Source organism: Rhizobium sp. USDA 3886, assembly GCF_056279785.1.
Genome location: NZ_JBWCDC010000003.1, coordinates 700,873 through 713,124 on the forward strand (window position 1 = coordinate 700,873; position 12,252 = coordinate 713,124).

Annotated in this window: 14 protein-coding genes and 1 pseudogene; 3 read left to right on the forward strand and 12 right to left on the reverse strand. The window is 58.3% G+C overall.

Going from position 1 to position 12,252, the window contains the following annotated elements; genetic code table 11:
* Window position 1: 1 nt before the first annotated feature.
* Window positions 2–916, forward strand: a complete 915-nt coding sequence (locus ACZ9BX_RS26185; protein WP_476221027.1) for a nucleoside hydrolase — start codon at window positions 2–4, stop codon at window positions 914–916.
* 179 nt (window positions 917–1,095) lie between these two features.
* On the opposite strand, the gene ACZ9BX_RS26190 is transcribed toward ACZ9BX_RS26185, so the two are convergent.
* Window positions 1,096–1,560: a winged helix-turn-helix transcriptional regulator gene (locus ACZ9BX_RS26190; protein WP_476221029.1), complete on the reverse strand. Its 465-nt coding sequence runs from the start codon at window positions 1,558–1,560 to the stop codon at window positions 1,096–1,098.
* Window positions 1,561–1,644: 84 nt separating this feature from the next.
* On the opposite strand from ACZ9BX_RS26190, the gene ACZ9BX_RS26195 reads away from it, so the two are divergent.
* Window positions 1,645–2,379 carry an SDR family NAD(P)-dependent oxidoreductase gene (locus ACZ9BX_RS26195; RefSeq protein ID WP_132568602.1) on the forward strand — a complete coding sequence of 245 codons (735 nt, stop codon included), beginning with the start codon at window positions 1,645–1,647 and terminating at the stop codon, window positions 2,377–2,379.
* 121 nt (window positions 2,380–2,500) lie between these two features.
* On the opposite strand, the gene ligD is transcribed toward ACZ9BX_RS26195, so the two are convergent.
* From ligD to ACZ9BX_RS26250, 11 genes and pseudogenes are all read right to left on the reverse strand, one after another.
* Window positions 2,501–3,541 (reverse strand): non-homologous end-joining DNA ligase, encoded by a 1,041-nt coding sequence (gene ligD, locus ACZ9BX_RS26200; protein WP_476221031.1) that lies wholly within the window; start codon window positions 3,539–3,541, stop codon window positions 2,501–2,503.
* Between the two features lie 180 nt (window positions 3,542–3,721).
* On the reverse strand, window positions 3,722–3,913 hold the full coding sequence (locus tag ACZ9BX_RS26205) for a hypothetical protein (protein WP_476221033.1): 192 nt from the start codon (window positions 3,911–3,913) through the stop codon (window positions 3,722–3,724).
* Between the two features lie 386 nt (window positions 3,914–4,299).
* Entirely contained in the window at window positions 4,300–5,295 is a 996-nt protein-coding gene (locus ACZ9BX_RS26210) for an isopenicillin N synthase family dioxygenase (RefSeq protein ID WP_476221035.1), read from the reverse strand.
* A gap of 2 nt (window positions 5,296–5,297) precedes the next feature.
* On the reverse strand, window positions 5,298–6,164 hold the full coding sequence (locus ACZ9BX_RS26215; RefSeq protein WP_476221037.1) for an ABC transporter ATP-binding protein: 867 nt from the start codon (window positions 6,162–6,164) through the stop codon (window positions 5,298–5,300).
* Window positions 6,161–7,024 (reverse strand): ABC transporter permease, encoded by an 864-nt coding sequence (locus ACZ9BX_RS26220; protein WP_476221039.1) that lies wholly within the window; start codon window positions 7,022–7,024, stop codon window positions 6,161–6,163. Before ACZ9BX_RS26220 ends, ACZ9BX_RS26215 begins: the two co-directional genes overlap by 4 nt.
* Window positions 7,025–7,052: 28 nt before the next feature.
* Window positions 7,053–8,027: an ABC transporter substrate-binding protein gene (locus ACZ9BX_RS26225; protein WP_476221040.1), complete on the reverse strand. Its 975-nt coding sequence runs from the start codon at window positions 8,025–8,027 to the stop codon at window positions 7,053–7,055.
* 28 nt (window positions 8,028–8,055) lie between these two features.
* Entirely contained in the window at window positions 8,056–9,414 is a 1,359-nt protein-coding gene (locus ACZ9BX_RS26230) for an FAD-binding oxidoreductase (protein ID WP_476221041.1), read from the reverse strand.
* On the reverse strand, window positions 9,411–10,259 hold the full coding sequence (locus ACZ9BX_RS26235) for a creatininase family protein (RefSeq protein ID WP_476221042.1): 849 nt from the start codon (window positions 10,257–10,259) through the stop codon (window positions 9,411–9,413). Before ACZ9BX_RS26235 ends, ACZ9BX_RS26230 begins: the two co-directional genes overlap by 4 nt.
* Window positions 10,260–10,318: 59 nt before the next feature.
* Window positions 10,319–10,942, reverse strand: coding sequence for a LysR substrate-binding domain-containing protein (locus tag ACZ9BX_RS26240; RefSeq protein ID WP_476223045.1), 624 nt, complete (start codon window positions 10,940–10,942; stop codon window positions 10,319–10,321).
* 189 nt (window positions 10,943–11,131) lie between these two features.
* A pseudogene (locus ACZ9BX_RS26245) lies at window positions 11,132–11,260 on the reverse strand (helix-turn-helix domain-containing protein); the annotation flags it as partial.
* A complete protein-coding gene (locus ACZ9BX_RS26250; RefSeq protein ID WP_476223046.1) occupies window positions 11,260–11,649 on the reverse strand; it encodes a RidA family protein in 390 nt (129 codons plus the stop codon). The pseudogene ACZ9BX_RS26245 and the gene ACZ9BX_RS26250, both read right to left, overlap by 1 nt.
* Before the next feature lie 154 nt (window positions 11,650–11,803).
* Between ACZ9BX_RS26250 and ACZ9BX_RS26255 the strand changes: the two genes are divergently transcribed.
* Window positions 11,804–11,989, forward strand: coding sequence for a hypothetical protein (locus tag ACZ9BX_RS26255; protein ID WP_476221043.1), 186 nt, complete (start codon window positions 11,804–11,806; stop codon window positions 11,987–11,989).
* Window positions 11,990–12,252 lie beyond the last annotated feature (263 nt).

Below are 12,252 nucleotides of genomic sequence, written 5' to 3' on the forward strand. Positions count from 1 at the left end.
CATGGCCAAACTGCGATTTCTTTATGATTGCGATCCTGGCGCGGATGACGCACTCGCGATGCTCGTCGCGCTCGGCAGACCTGACGCGTTCGAGATGATCGGTGTGACCTGCGTTGCTGGCAATGTTGGCCTGGCGCCGGTGCTCAATAATGCGCGTCGCATCCTCGAACTCGCTGAACGTCAGGACATCCCGGTTTATCCAGGCGCAGCGCGGCCGATCATGGCCTCACGGGGCAGGGTTTCCATCATGCACGGTTCCGACGGCCTTGCTGGCAGTCCGCTGCCGGCACCGAAAATGCCTCTGACTCCGGGGCACGCGGCAGTTGAGATATCGCGCATCGCGAGAGCCGAAGGCCAGCTGCATATCTGCGCCACCGGACCGCTGACCAATCTAGCCTTGGCCTTGATCCTCGATCCGGATTTGCCGGACTATGTCAGCGCCATCACACTCATGGGGGGAGCCGCCTTTTGTCCTGGCAACACCACTCCGCTCGCCGAGTTCAACTTCGCGGTCGATCCGTACGCAGCAGCAATCGTCTTCGATAGCGGCATCCCGGTGACGATGCTCGGTCTCGATGTCACCCGCCAGGCCGTTATCACCAAGGACATGATCCACCAAGCGGAAGCGATAGGGACACCGGTTGCCCGCGAGGCATCCCGTCTACTCATCAACTATGGTGCCAAAGACCACTGCCTGCACGACCCCGCCGCGATCGCTTGGATGCTGTCGCCGGATATTTTCGAAACAGTCACAGGCCACGTTTCCGTTTGCACGGACAGCGGCCCAGCCGCTGGCCAGGTTGTTGCCGCGGTCAGCGAGCGACATCTAGCGGGACGGACTCCAAACTGCACGATCGTCACCGGGGTTGACGCGGCAGCTTTCCAAAGGCTGTTCCTCGAGGCTCTTGGAGCATGACAGGGCGGTAGGTCCGTTTTCGCTTAACTAGCGTTGTGCCGCCTGCAGTTGGGCGGCACATCTGTAGTCGATTGAATCATTTAGATCTCGATTTCTGCGCATCATTGGCCTGGGTTCGACTCCTTTCAAGGCGACCAGCCCCGCCGTTGTCCGACATGGCGCAATACCCTGCGAGATTGCTACTCAATTCGCGCCGATTGCCGCGTGGGCTCCGACCTTCGGCTGTTCAAGGCGTCGCGCTCGGCGAATAGGCGAGTGACTTCGGCCATGTTTTCCGTGCCCCAAGAGCAGAGGGGTACAAGGGCTTCGGCCAAGCTGCGGCCCATCGGAGTGAGGCTGTAGTCTACCCGCGGTGGGATCTCTTTGTAGTCGGTCCGCTTCACAAGACCGTCGGCCTCCAACTCCTTGAGCTGCTGGATCAGCATCTTATCACTGACATCGCGCACGGCTCGCCGCAGCGCGCCGTATCGGGTCGGGCCGCCTTGGGCAACGAAGTACAGGATCAGCGGTTTCCACTTGCCGGCGATGACCCGCAAAGTCGCGTCGAGACCGCAGGTGAAGCCAGGTAGGGTGGGCGTACAAGTTGGTGCCAGCGGCGGAACCGGCACCAGCGGTGAGGTCGGGTCTGAATTATCTGATGACATTTCTACGTACTTACCAAAAGGTGCATACTTGTCAATGGGTAGGTATGTCGCCAGCTTAGTGCAATCTCAATGAAGGAGCACATCATGAGCAGACTACAGGGTAAGACGGCAGTAGTGACGGGCGGCGGAAGCGGCATCGGCCTCGGGGCCGCCAAGCGGTTCATCGAGGAAGGCGCGTTTGTCTACATCTTCGGCCGTCGGCAGGAGACGCTCGATGCTGGCGTGGCGCAGCTGGGGTCCTCGGCGCGCGCCGTCCAGGGCTCGGTGACTGATCTGTCCGACCTCGACCGGCTGTATGAGACGATCAAAACCGAACGCGGTGGGCTCGACATTCTACTCGCCAACGCCGGGACTGGGTCGTTCGCACCGCTCGGCGAGATTACGCCCGAGCACTACGACCAGATCTTCGACCTCAATGTGAAGGGTTTGGTGTTCACGGTACAGAAGGCCCTGCCGCTGATGAGGGTGGGGGCGTCGATCATCTTGACCGGTTCAAGCACGGGGGTAATGGGGACGCCGGCGTTCAGCATCTACAGCGCAACCAAGGCGGCCGTCCGAAACCTTGCACGCAGTTGGGCGCTGGACCTGCGCGGCACGGGCATCCGCGTCAATGTGATGTCGCCGGGGCCGATCACGACGGAGCTGGCGCTGGAGGTTTTGGGCGAGGAAGGGATGGAAGCGATTGGGGCGACGACGGTGTTCGGACGCATGGGTGACCCGGCGGAGACGGGGGCGGTGGCTGCCTTCCTGGCATCCTCGGACAGCAGCTTCATGACCGGCGGCGAGGTCTTCGTCGATGGGGGCCTGGCACAAGTCTGACACGCTAGGGACATGAGCGTGAGGGTTTCGAGCTTAAACCGAAGCCCTCACTGGCGGTCTGGCATGCAGGAGACAATCTGAACCGCCGTAAGATCGCTGAAGCACAATGCTTTCGATTCGGTCACTCGATCTCGTAAATCGCCGCGTTGTCCTGCACTTCGCGCAGCCCCTTGTATGACGAATGTCGCAGCTTCCCGTCGTGCGTCCATGCCCGGTATTCGACCTCAGCAATCAGCGTCGGCTGCACCCAGACAATACCCTTCGATCGGTCCTTGTATTCGACGGGCGGCTTCTTCACCGTCAGGCGATCAAGCATAGAGCGCAGCTCCCATGCGACACTTTCCTTGAAGCCGGTCCCGACATTCCCGACATAGACGAGCCCATCGCCCTTGCGCGCCGCAAGCAGAAGGGAGCCGATTCCAGCCCGCGCGACCATGGACTGTTCATAGCCGACGATCACAAAGCTGTCGCTCTGGAGGCATTTGATCTTCAACCAATCGCCGAGGCGGCCGGAGCGGTAAGTGCTGTGCCGGTTCTTGGCGATGATGCCCTCGAGGCCGTGCTCGCACGCGGCAGCAAGCAGTTGATCGCCGTCTGCCTCGACCTCTTCGGAAACTCGAATGTCGCCTTCCTTGCCGGCGACCAGATCTTCGAGCAGATGACGCCTTCCGGACAATTCCATCTCGGTGAGGTCATGTCCATCGAAGTAGAGCAGGTCGAAAGCCATGAAGAGTGCTTCGCCGGACGTGCGTTTGCCGCCACGCCCGCCAAGCGATTGCTGCAGCAATCCGAAATTCGGCCGCCCCTGCTCGTCGAGAACGACTGCCTCGCCGTCAAGTATCGCAGTAGCCACGCCGAGCTGCTTTGCGGCTTCTGCTATCGCCGGAAAGCGATGCGTCCAATCATGCCCGCCTCTCGTGATGATCCGGACGCGCCTGGGTTCGATGTGCACCGCGAGACGATATCCGTCCCATTTGATTTCGAAGACCCAGTCTGGTCCCTTCGGCGGCTTCGCTTTTGCAAGTGCCAGACATGGCTCGATGCGCGCGGGCATGGGATCGAGGGGAAGGTTCGGCTGGGCCGGATCTCGCGGCTTGCGGGCTCTTGAACGAACCGGCATATCGGTGGCGAGCAGCGGTTTTGGTGGCGGAGATTTGACCATCCGATGATTACATCAGGGAATGCGTAAAAAGAAAACGGCATTTGAGATGATGGCATCGGAAGAATACAAGCCGAAATGCAAATAACCGGACGCATGGCCGATGGTGCAATCAAAATTCTCACCACGCCTAGAAAAATGCGGGCCTTGCCGATTCCCGACGAGGTCGCGGCGGAGCGGCGCTCAGAGATGTCTCTCCACATAGCCGTTCAGAAAGTCCCATCTCATGCCGAGCGGCTGCCTGACCAGATCATAATGGTCGTTGAACCGCTTGATGAGAGAGCCCTCCAGGTCCTGGCGGCGAGCATCGCCTAGCGCCCAGCTTCGGCCCGCAGCGCAACCGATGCTGCTGGTATGTTCGTCAACGCGTCGCACGTCCTGTGCTCAGGCAGAAGGCTTTGAAGCCGGAGCCAGAACGGTCGGAGTTCGCGCCGGGGTGTTGCCGGTAGCCAAGAGCCATTCCGCCATTAACGAGGATCTCGGCAAATCAGGGAGCTACACACAGGCGGTCGATCGGTTCGTCCAGGGATTGCTCCAATAGGCAGAGAGCGACAGTTCGCATGGCCTGCACCAAGCTAGTCTTCAGGTGTTCAGCCGGGGTTGTCGACGGTCTCGACGCCGCGGCGATTGGGCCGCCCGCTCGCGGGCGCCCAATCGCTTAGCTCCGCACCAGACCCGAAGTTCTCAGGCGTTGCTCCACTGGATCTGACTCCTTTGAAGCTTTGGATAGCGAGGGTCGAGCACGGCTTACTGAGAATTCTTCAAGCAATCTTAGCCAGCGAATATGAGCGGCGGAACATTTCACCGATATGTTCCGCTGCCGTGCAGGTCGCGAACTGGCGGGGGTTGTTGGGAGTAACGCAGGTAGGGATCGCTTCGATGACCGCATCCGGATTCGGAGAATAGAAGAAGGGTATCGAATACCGGTCCTTTTGGCTCACGTTATTGTTCACGCGATGCATGTTAGAGTTATAGATGCCGTTGGTCCAGCGAGCCATCAGGTCACCGAGGTTGATGATGAACGTTCCTTCCACCGGGGGAGCCGTGATCCACTCGTGATCGGCATTGCGGACTTCGAGACCGCCAACGTCATCGTGCGCCAGAATTGTGATGCCACCCCAGTCGGTATGGGCCCCGGCGCCAATCTGATTGAAGTGAACACCTGACGGCTGCGGCGGATACTTAATCATGCGCAATGTTGCCGAGGGAGCGTCGTAGAACGACTTGAACCAGTTTTCGTCAAGATCCAGCGACAATGCCTTCAGGGCGAGAATACGGTCACCGAGGTCCGAGACCGCCTTGCGGTAGGCAAGATTTTGCTCGCGAAATCCCGGCAAATCCGGCCATTGGTTATGACCGAAGGCGCGGATACGCCGCTGGTACCAAGGATCCGTCTCCGCCAGCTCGGCGCCGGAATAGAAGCTTTCCTTAAGGTCGGGCGGACCCTTGGTGTTCTTGTCGTCCTGGCTATCGAGAACCTGACCTCCGACCGGCTCGTAACCGGCGGTAGCCGGCGAGTTTCCCATGTGCAGGGCCATCTTCTGCTCAAGTGGCAGGTCGAAGAACGCCTTTGAAGCTGCAAACTGACCCGCAGTGAGCTCTGCAGGAACGCCGTGCTGAGACACGTAGAAAAAGCCAGTTTCCCGGCAGGCGCGATGGATCTCGTCCGCAGCTTTCCGCTTGCCGGTTTCGGTCGTGTCGCTGATGTCGATTACGGGAATAGAGGTCGCGGCTTTCGGAGGAGAATAGAGAAGCATTATCAGGTTCCCTCTTTGTTTAAGTCAGGTGTCGAACTGCGAAGAACGCCACGCCGCTCGAAACAGCGGCGAATTTCCACCATGGCGTCGTGGAATTGTGGATGAAGGTGAGCGTCTGCCCAGACCCGCGGCCTTGGCAGGTCAATTTTGATCTCAAGGTCGATCCGGCCCGGCCGGGGCGAAAGAACAATTACCCGGTCGGCCAGGAAAATCGCCTCATCAATGCCGTGCGTGATGAAAACGACCGTGTTGCCAAGCCGCATCCAAAGCGCCTGGAGATCGGAGATCATCTGCTCCCGCGTTAAGGCATCCAGAGCGCCGAAAGGTTCATCCAAAAGCAGAAGGCCGGGCCTCTGAATGATGGCGCGGCAGATCGCGGCGCGCTGCCGCATTCCGCCGGAAAGCTCGAACGGCTGTTTCGATCCGAACCCTCCCAGCCCCACCTGGTCGAGCAGCTTTTCCGCGATTGGAATATGGGCCTTACGATCGAGCTTCTTGATCTCGATTGGGAGTAGAACGTTATCAAGGACCGTTCGCCAAGGAAGAAGATAATCGGTCTGAAAGACGACGCCGGCGTGTGGATGAGGTCCGGTCAAAACCTCCTTGTCGATCTTCAGCACTCCGGTTGAGGGATGTTCAAGGCCTGCCAGCATCGAAAGCAACGTACTTTTGCCGCAGCCACTCGGCCCGACGATTGCCACGAATTCGCCGGGTTCGATACGGAGGTCCATGTCGCCGAGCGCCTGGACCTCTTCGCCTGCCGTGGATTCAAAGCTTTTTGAAACGCCTTCCAGCTCTACGAGGAGGCCATTGGCTGAAGAGCGGGACTGGCGAACCGCAGATTTCGGGATTTTCAGGTCTGCATTCATCGGCTGGAAACTCGCTTGGCGACCAGCGCCCGCTCGGCGAGCAGGAGCAGCGTATAAAGACTGACGCCCAACAAGGCGATCGAAACCACGGCCGCAAAATTGAGTGTTGTGTCGAAGTTGGCATTGGCCTGGAGCTGGATGTAGCCCAGGCCTCGCTCAGCCGCGACATATTCCCCAAGCACGGCGCCGATCACTGCCAGCGTCAGTGCAACCTTCAAGCTGCCGAAGATACTGGGAAGCGCAGCCGGCAATCGAACCTTCAGGAAGATTTGCCATTCGGAAGCACCCATGGCGCGGACCAGGTTCGCATAGCCACGATCAAGGCTTTGCAGCCCTACCACCGTCGCAACCACAATCGCGAAGAAGGAGATGAAAAAGGACAGGAAAAGCTTCGGCCCCCACCCATAGCCGAAGTACAAGACGATTAATGGCGCCAGAGCGACCTTCGGGACGGTCTGAAACGCGATCAGAATAGGATAGAGCGCGACTTCAACGATACGGGAGTAGAATACCGCCAAAGCGATGCCTACACCTGCGAATACCGCAAGCGTAAACCCGCCTAATACCTCAACCGCAGTCGTACCGGCGTGGCCAAGCAGGAGACGATGATCCGCAAGCATGCGCATAAGGATGGCGGAAGGGCGCGGTAGAACGAAATCGCTGATGCCGGAATAACGGCTCACGAGCTCCCACGAAAGAAGGAGAACCGCAGCTAGAGCCGGAGCCGCTAGTCGTTCCAGGGCCAGCGTTTGCCTTGCCCGCCGAACCCTCGCTGCCTGTGCCTTTTCGTCTTTCACCAACGGCCTCACTAAGTGACCCGGGGACTGTGAACTACCAACTAAGGACATGGCGACCTCCACATGGCGACCTCCGTTAGACTTCTTTGCATCACTCGGCTGTCAGAAGATTGTTGGTGTAGTAGGTGTCGAGTGGCTTTACCTCGGGGATTTCGCCGACGCTCTTAAGAAGCTCGACCGCCTGCTGAAGCAGCTCCGGATCGACCCAGCCGTAGGGCTTTCCGGCCACTTGAGGAATTGCATGGCCGGTCTCGACTACCTGCTTTTCCACGATATCCTTGGAGGGCGGAGCGGCCCAGTTTTTAGTGAGCTCTTCGGCCGCGACCGCCGGCTTTTCCTTCATGATGCTGATGCCCTGGTTCACAACGCTCAGGAACTTGCTGAGTTTTCCTGCCTGGTTGCTGATTTTGGCATCGCTGGTGACAATCGAGAGGCCGGGGAGCACCAGCCCGTTGTCTGCCAGGCTCAGCGTCACAAGCGGCTGTTTCGCCTGCTGTTCCAGAAGTGGTCCGTCGACGTTCAGGTAGGTGCCGATGACGTCGACATTGCGCGACAGGAACTGGCTGTTGCGAGCTTCGATCCCGACCGATACCTTCTTGATCTTGTCGCAATCGACATTGTTCACTTTGCAGAACGCCGGCAGATAGGCGGCAATCGTGTCGCCGGGGGCCACGATGAAGCTTTTCCCTTCAAGATCGGAGGGTTTGCGAACTGGTTTGTCCGGGAAGGACATGATCCCGAGCGGCGTCTTCGGGTGGTAAAGCGCGATGATCTTGATCGGCATTCCCTTGGAAATGGCGGTCAGCGCAAAAGCCGCCGGCAGCACCACGACATCCTCGCTTCCCTGCAGAAGACCGGCGAGCGCTGCAGGTGCGCCAGCGCCCTCGCCCAGCGAGACGTCCAAGCCCTGCTTTAGAAAAAGGCCTTCTTCCTTGGCGACATAGAAGGCGGCATATTCACCCTTGAGTTTCCAAGAGTATCGTACGTTGACGGTCTCAGCAGCATGAGCCGTCGCTGACGCTGTCAGCAGGAACGTTGCAGCGGCGAAGATTTTGAACATTTTCATTTTGATCCCCATATTTATTTTTGACGGTTTATGCAGCCGAGAGCTGGGCTTTCAGCTTTCCTGGATTGAGAAGCCCAAAAGGATCGGCAATCTGCTTGAATTCGGCCTGCGGTGCGTCTGTGCGCTTCCAGCCGGCACCATCAAGCAGGAAAGTGTGAGGGTTCGAGATCTGGATACCCAGAGCCTCGATTTCGAGCATGAGCGCGCCCAGGCGTTCCGGGGAATTGAACCGGACCAACGGCAGGCTGGACACGAAGACGCGACCATTGCGCCGCTGGAATTCAAGGTGCAGCATCATTTCGCTGCCAAAGCTGCGCTGCAGTTCGGCGACGAGCCGTTCTTCGTCGCCAGCGGGAAAACGAAGCTGAAGGTAGGTTAGCGTCGGATCGGTCCGCATGGCGCGCCATGTGGTGTGGTTCCAGGTGAACTCGTAGAGCGGCGGCAGTCCCACACCTCCTTCGAATGCCGCGCGCTCGGCGTCAACGGCGGATCGCTCGAAAACAAGTTCTCCGCCGAAATCCGCTGCCATTGCTGCGGTCATCGGCATCTGGGGCTCGTTGACCATCAGGATAGCGACAGCCAATCCGGCGGGAATATGGCTTGCGAGTTTGCCGAAATACGGGGAGATGGCCGGTTCGTGGATAGAAACAAGCTTCTTGGCGATACCTTCCGCGGCGGTCAGATGATAGGCAAACCGAACCGCTTTGGCGAAGTCCGGGAAAACCACGAGGCCTTCGGCCCACGGCTGCCTGGGCGCGAGCGGCATTTCGATCTCCGTGAGGATGCCGTTCATGCCATAGGCATGGAGCACCTTCAGGGCATCCCGGTCACGCAGCTGTATGGTCCGCGGCGTCTCTTCGACCGTCAGCAGCTCGACGGCAAGCACCGCGCCCGGATCCGCCAGCTGCCCCCAGGTGCAGGACCCGATACCGCCGGCGCCGCCGGCAATATAGCCCCCGATGGTTGCAAAGCGCCGGGTAGACGGAAAAAGCCGCATTTCCCAGCCCATCGGCTTCAGGGACTTGTCGATATCGAGCAGGCGGCATCCAGCCTCGAACCGCCCGACGCCGGGGGCCGAGGAGATGATCCTGTTGATACCTGTCATGTCGAGTACAACGCCGCCCTGCAGCGGTACCGCCTGCCCGTAATTGCCGGTTCCACCACCTCGGACGGTCAACGGTATGCGCCATTTGGCGCACGCGCTCGCGACCTTCGCCAGTTGTTCCCGGTTTTCCGGAACCACGACCAAGTCGGCAACCTTGTCGCTCAGCTCCGACTTCAAAATCGGCGAGAACCAGAAGAAATCGCGGCTTTTCGCCCGGATCATTTCGGACGAAACTTGCGGGATATCCGCCAGTTCGGCCTTCAGTTGCGCCAGATTGGTCATGCGATCAGCCTTGTCTTGGACTGGGCTGTGGAAGATTCCGGAAGTTCCCTGACGAGACGATCGAGATCGAATTCGCGCATATCACGCAGGAGTGCAATCATGCCATCGACCTGGTGCTCGGCGATAGCTTTGCCGACTGAGGCGGTACCGGCGGCGGCATTGCCAACAGCTCCCTCGGGATTCAGGTCATGGATTAACCAAGCCATATTGTGCTGGGCGGTTGCTCGAAGGTGAGTACAAGACTCTTCCAGCAAGGTTGATGCAGACGCGAAGTTTTTCGCCTGCGACATGCGAACAAGGTCCGGCCGGAAATGCAGCATGAGTGAGGTCTCCGCCTTGCCTGCGTGCACGCCATACCGGCGTTCGGCGTCATCGATGGTGCCGTCTGGAAAGCCGAAGCGATTCCATTGCGTCGTCACCACAAGCATATTCAGCTTGGCGCGCAGCTCTCGGGCAACGATATCCATAACCGGGTTGTTGCCGCCGTGCGAGTTGACGATCAGCATCTTGCGCAGACCGGCTTTGTGAACGCACTCGCCCAGGCTGAACCAGAACGTAATGAGCGCTTCGGTCGGGACGGTCAGGGTTCCCGGGGCGAGATGATGCTCGTTCGACTTTCCTATGGCCTGAAGAGGTAGCACCGATACCGAAATATCCTCGGGAATGCGCTCTCTTAGGCATTCCAGCATTCCGCGGCCGATGGCACTGTCGGTTGCCACGGTCAGGTGAGGACCATGCTGTTCTGTTGCAGCAACGGGTAGGATGGCAATGGAATTTTCCGCAGCCAACGCAGCAAATTCCAGTGTGGTGCGCTCTTCCCAGTAAAATCGTTTCGCAAAATTCATTTTCTGCCCTCATTTTTAGCAACGCTAACAAAACGGGCAGCATCTCCAAAGCACCAAATTTATCCTGCTGTTGTGCTTTTTTGCTCTCGGTCAAGCGAGGGTGAAGCCGCGACGAGATCAGTCACATGGTGGCGGAGATATTCGACGAAGCGGCTGGTTGCAGGGTCGATGGACCCTCGCGTTCGTGTGACCAACTTCAAAGACTGGGCCGATGTTTCCGCCAACGGGATATATCGCAGAAGGTCCTCAGCGCGCTCCATCCCGATATCGAGCGGGTTCATGAAAGCGACGGCATTGCTTAGGCGGATCATCATCTTGATCATTTCGATGGAATTGGTTTCCAGTATAGGGGCTGGTACGAGAGTCAGTCGCGACAGAGCGATGTCGATATGCGTACGCAGGCTCATGTTCGGTTCCGGCAGAACCATGGGAAATCGGACCGCGTCACCTATTCGCGCTATGGATCTCGCTGCCAACTCATGGTCCGGACTCACCACCAGTCCAATCGGAATATCGAACTGAAAGAGCGTTCTAAGCCCTGGATGCGGTTGCAGATTGAAGCCCAGACCCAGATCCACTTCACCGGACAAGACGGAGTTTGGAATGCCATCTGCAAAAAGGGCGCGCACGCGGAACTGTACGCCATGATTCCGCTCCGTATAATCATGAGCGATCTTTGCCATTGGGCCTCCGCCCAATCCAATAGTCGTCGCCAACTTGATGTGACCGCGCTGCAAGCCCTTGAGGCCGTCCAGTCTCTGCTGGAATTTGCCATAGTTGCGAAGCGTGTCACGAACGTGTTCGATCAGGGCTTCGCCTGTCGCAGTGAGCCGAAGTCGCCTCGGCATCCGCTCGAAAATCGGTTGGCCAAGCTCTTCTTCCAAGGCAATAATTTGCCGATTGATGGCGGTCGAGGCGACATTGAGTTTGATCGCCGCCTTCCTGATCGAGCCTGAGCGTACGACTTCATCGAGATAAATCAGCATCCGGGCGTGAAGCATCAAAACACCTTCGAAGCCGTTATTTCCACCTCAACCAGAAATTCCGCCCGCGTAAAGCCACTCACGACAATGAGGGTTGATACAGGCTTCGGTTCCGTCGTGAAACGGTCGCGGACTGCCATATAATCCGAGAAGTCTTCCCGCCGGGTCACGAAACCGGCTATCCGGATCACGTCCGCGAAATTCATGCCAGCTTCCTCCAGGATAGCGGCGATCGCCTTGAAGCATAGCTCTGCCTGACCGGTGACATCGGGGGGAATGGTTTCGTCAAGGGCTATTCCGAGCTGGCCGGAAGTCACCAGCAGGCTGCCGTTAGGTGGCACTAACAGCGCATGGTTATAAGCGCCGAAAGGCTTGTGGATAGAAGCTGGGTTCAAGGCTTTTTTCAGATTGTGTCCCATCACAGTCCCCGAGTGAGTAAGAAAGCAATCTCAATATTCTACGGCGAATATCCACCAAGGTGTATCTGTTGATTATGAGACGGCCCGCCGTTTTGAGAATATCGAGTATGACGTCTCATCATTGAAGGGCGAGGACCGATCCATGACGATTTCGATATTGGGCATCGATATAGGAAAGAATAGCTGCAGCATTGTCGGGGTTGACGACAAAGGCGCGGTGATTATCCGCCGAACGATACGGCGGCGGACGCTGATCGAGTTTGTCGGCAAGATGTCTACGAGCGTCGTTGCTATCAAGTCGCCACCGACACTGGCGCCGCCTTCCTAACGGGCTCAAAACTTCGCCAATGGCTGAACTCAGAAGCAGTCACAGCAAGGAACGTGTAGCCGTGGCCGAGGGCGGAGACGAAGGCGACGTGAACGGAATTCACACAGGACAAGGGACATTTTTTTACCGTCCGATGTAACGATCAGCGACCCGCGCGCGAAATACCTGCTGTGACACGGACTTCTTACCTCCTTCCCGGTCACCGGGCGGCCCGGAACCTTTTCTGGTCCGCGCGCAGGGCACCGAAACTTGAGGAACAATTT

Bases quoted from the DNA above. Each gene is read 5' to 3' on its own strand.
- ligD (WP_476221031.1), bottom strand. From the start codon at position 3,541: ATGGTCAAATCTCCGCCACCAAAACCGCTGCTCGCCACCGATATGCCG.
- ACZ9BX_RS26190 (WP_476221029.1), bottom strand. From the start codon at position 1,560: ATGTCATCAGATAATTCAGACCCGACCTCACCGCTGGTGCCGGTTCCG.
- ACZ9BX_RS26255 (WP_476221043.1), top strand. From the start codon at position 11,804: ATGACGATTTCGATATTGGGCATCGATATAGGAAAGAATAGCTGCAGC.
- ACZ9BX_RS26230 (WP_476221041.1), bottom strand. From the start codon at position 9,414: ATGACCAATCTGGCGCAACTGAAGGCCGAACTGGCGGATATCCCGCAA.
- ACZ9BX_RS26210 (WP_476221035.1), bottom strand. From the start codon at position 5,295: ATGCTTCTCTATTCTCCTCCGAAAGCCGCGACCTCTATTCCCGTAATC.
- ACZ9BX_RS26225 (WP_476221040.1), bottom strand. From the start codon at position 8,027: ATGAAAATGTTCAAAATCTTCGCCGCTGCAACGTTCCTGCTGACAGCG.
- ACZ9BX_RS26235 (WP_476221042.1), bottom strand. From the start codon at position 10,259: ATGAATTTTGCGAAACGATTTTACTGGGAAGAGCGCACCACACTGGAA.
- ACZ9BX_RS26195 (WP_132568602.1), top strand. From the start codon at position 1,645: ATGAGCAGACTACAGGGTAAGACGGCAGTAGTGACGGGCGGCGGAAGC.
- ACZ9BX_RS26185 (WP_476221027.1), top strand. From the start codon at position 2: ATGGCCAAACTGCGATTTCTTTATGATTGCGATCCTGGCGCGGATGAC.
- ACZ9BX_RS26215 (WP_476221037.1), bottom strand. From the start codon at position 6,164: ATGAATGCAGACCTGAAAATCCCGAAATCTGCGGTTCGCCAGTCCCGC.
- ACZ9BX_RS26240 (WP_476223045.1), bottom strand. From the start codon at position 10,942: ATGGCAAAGATCGCTCATGATTATACGGAGCGGAATCATGGCGTACAG.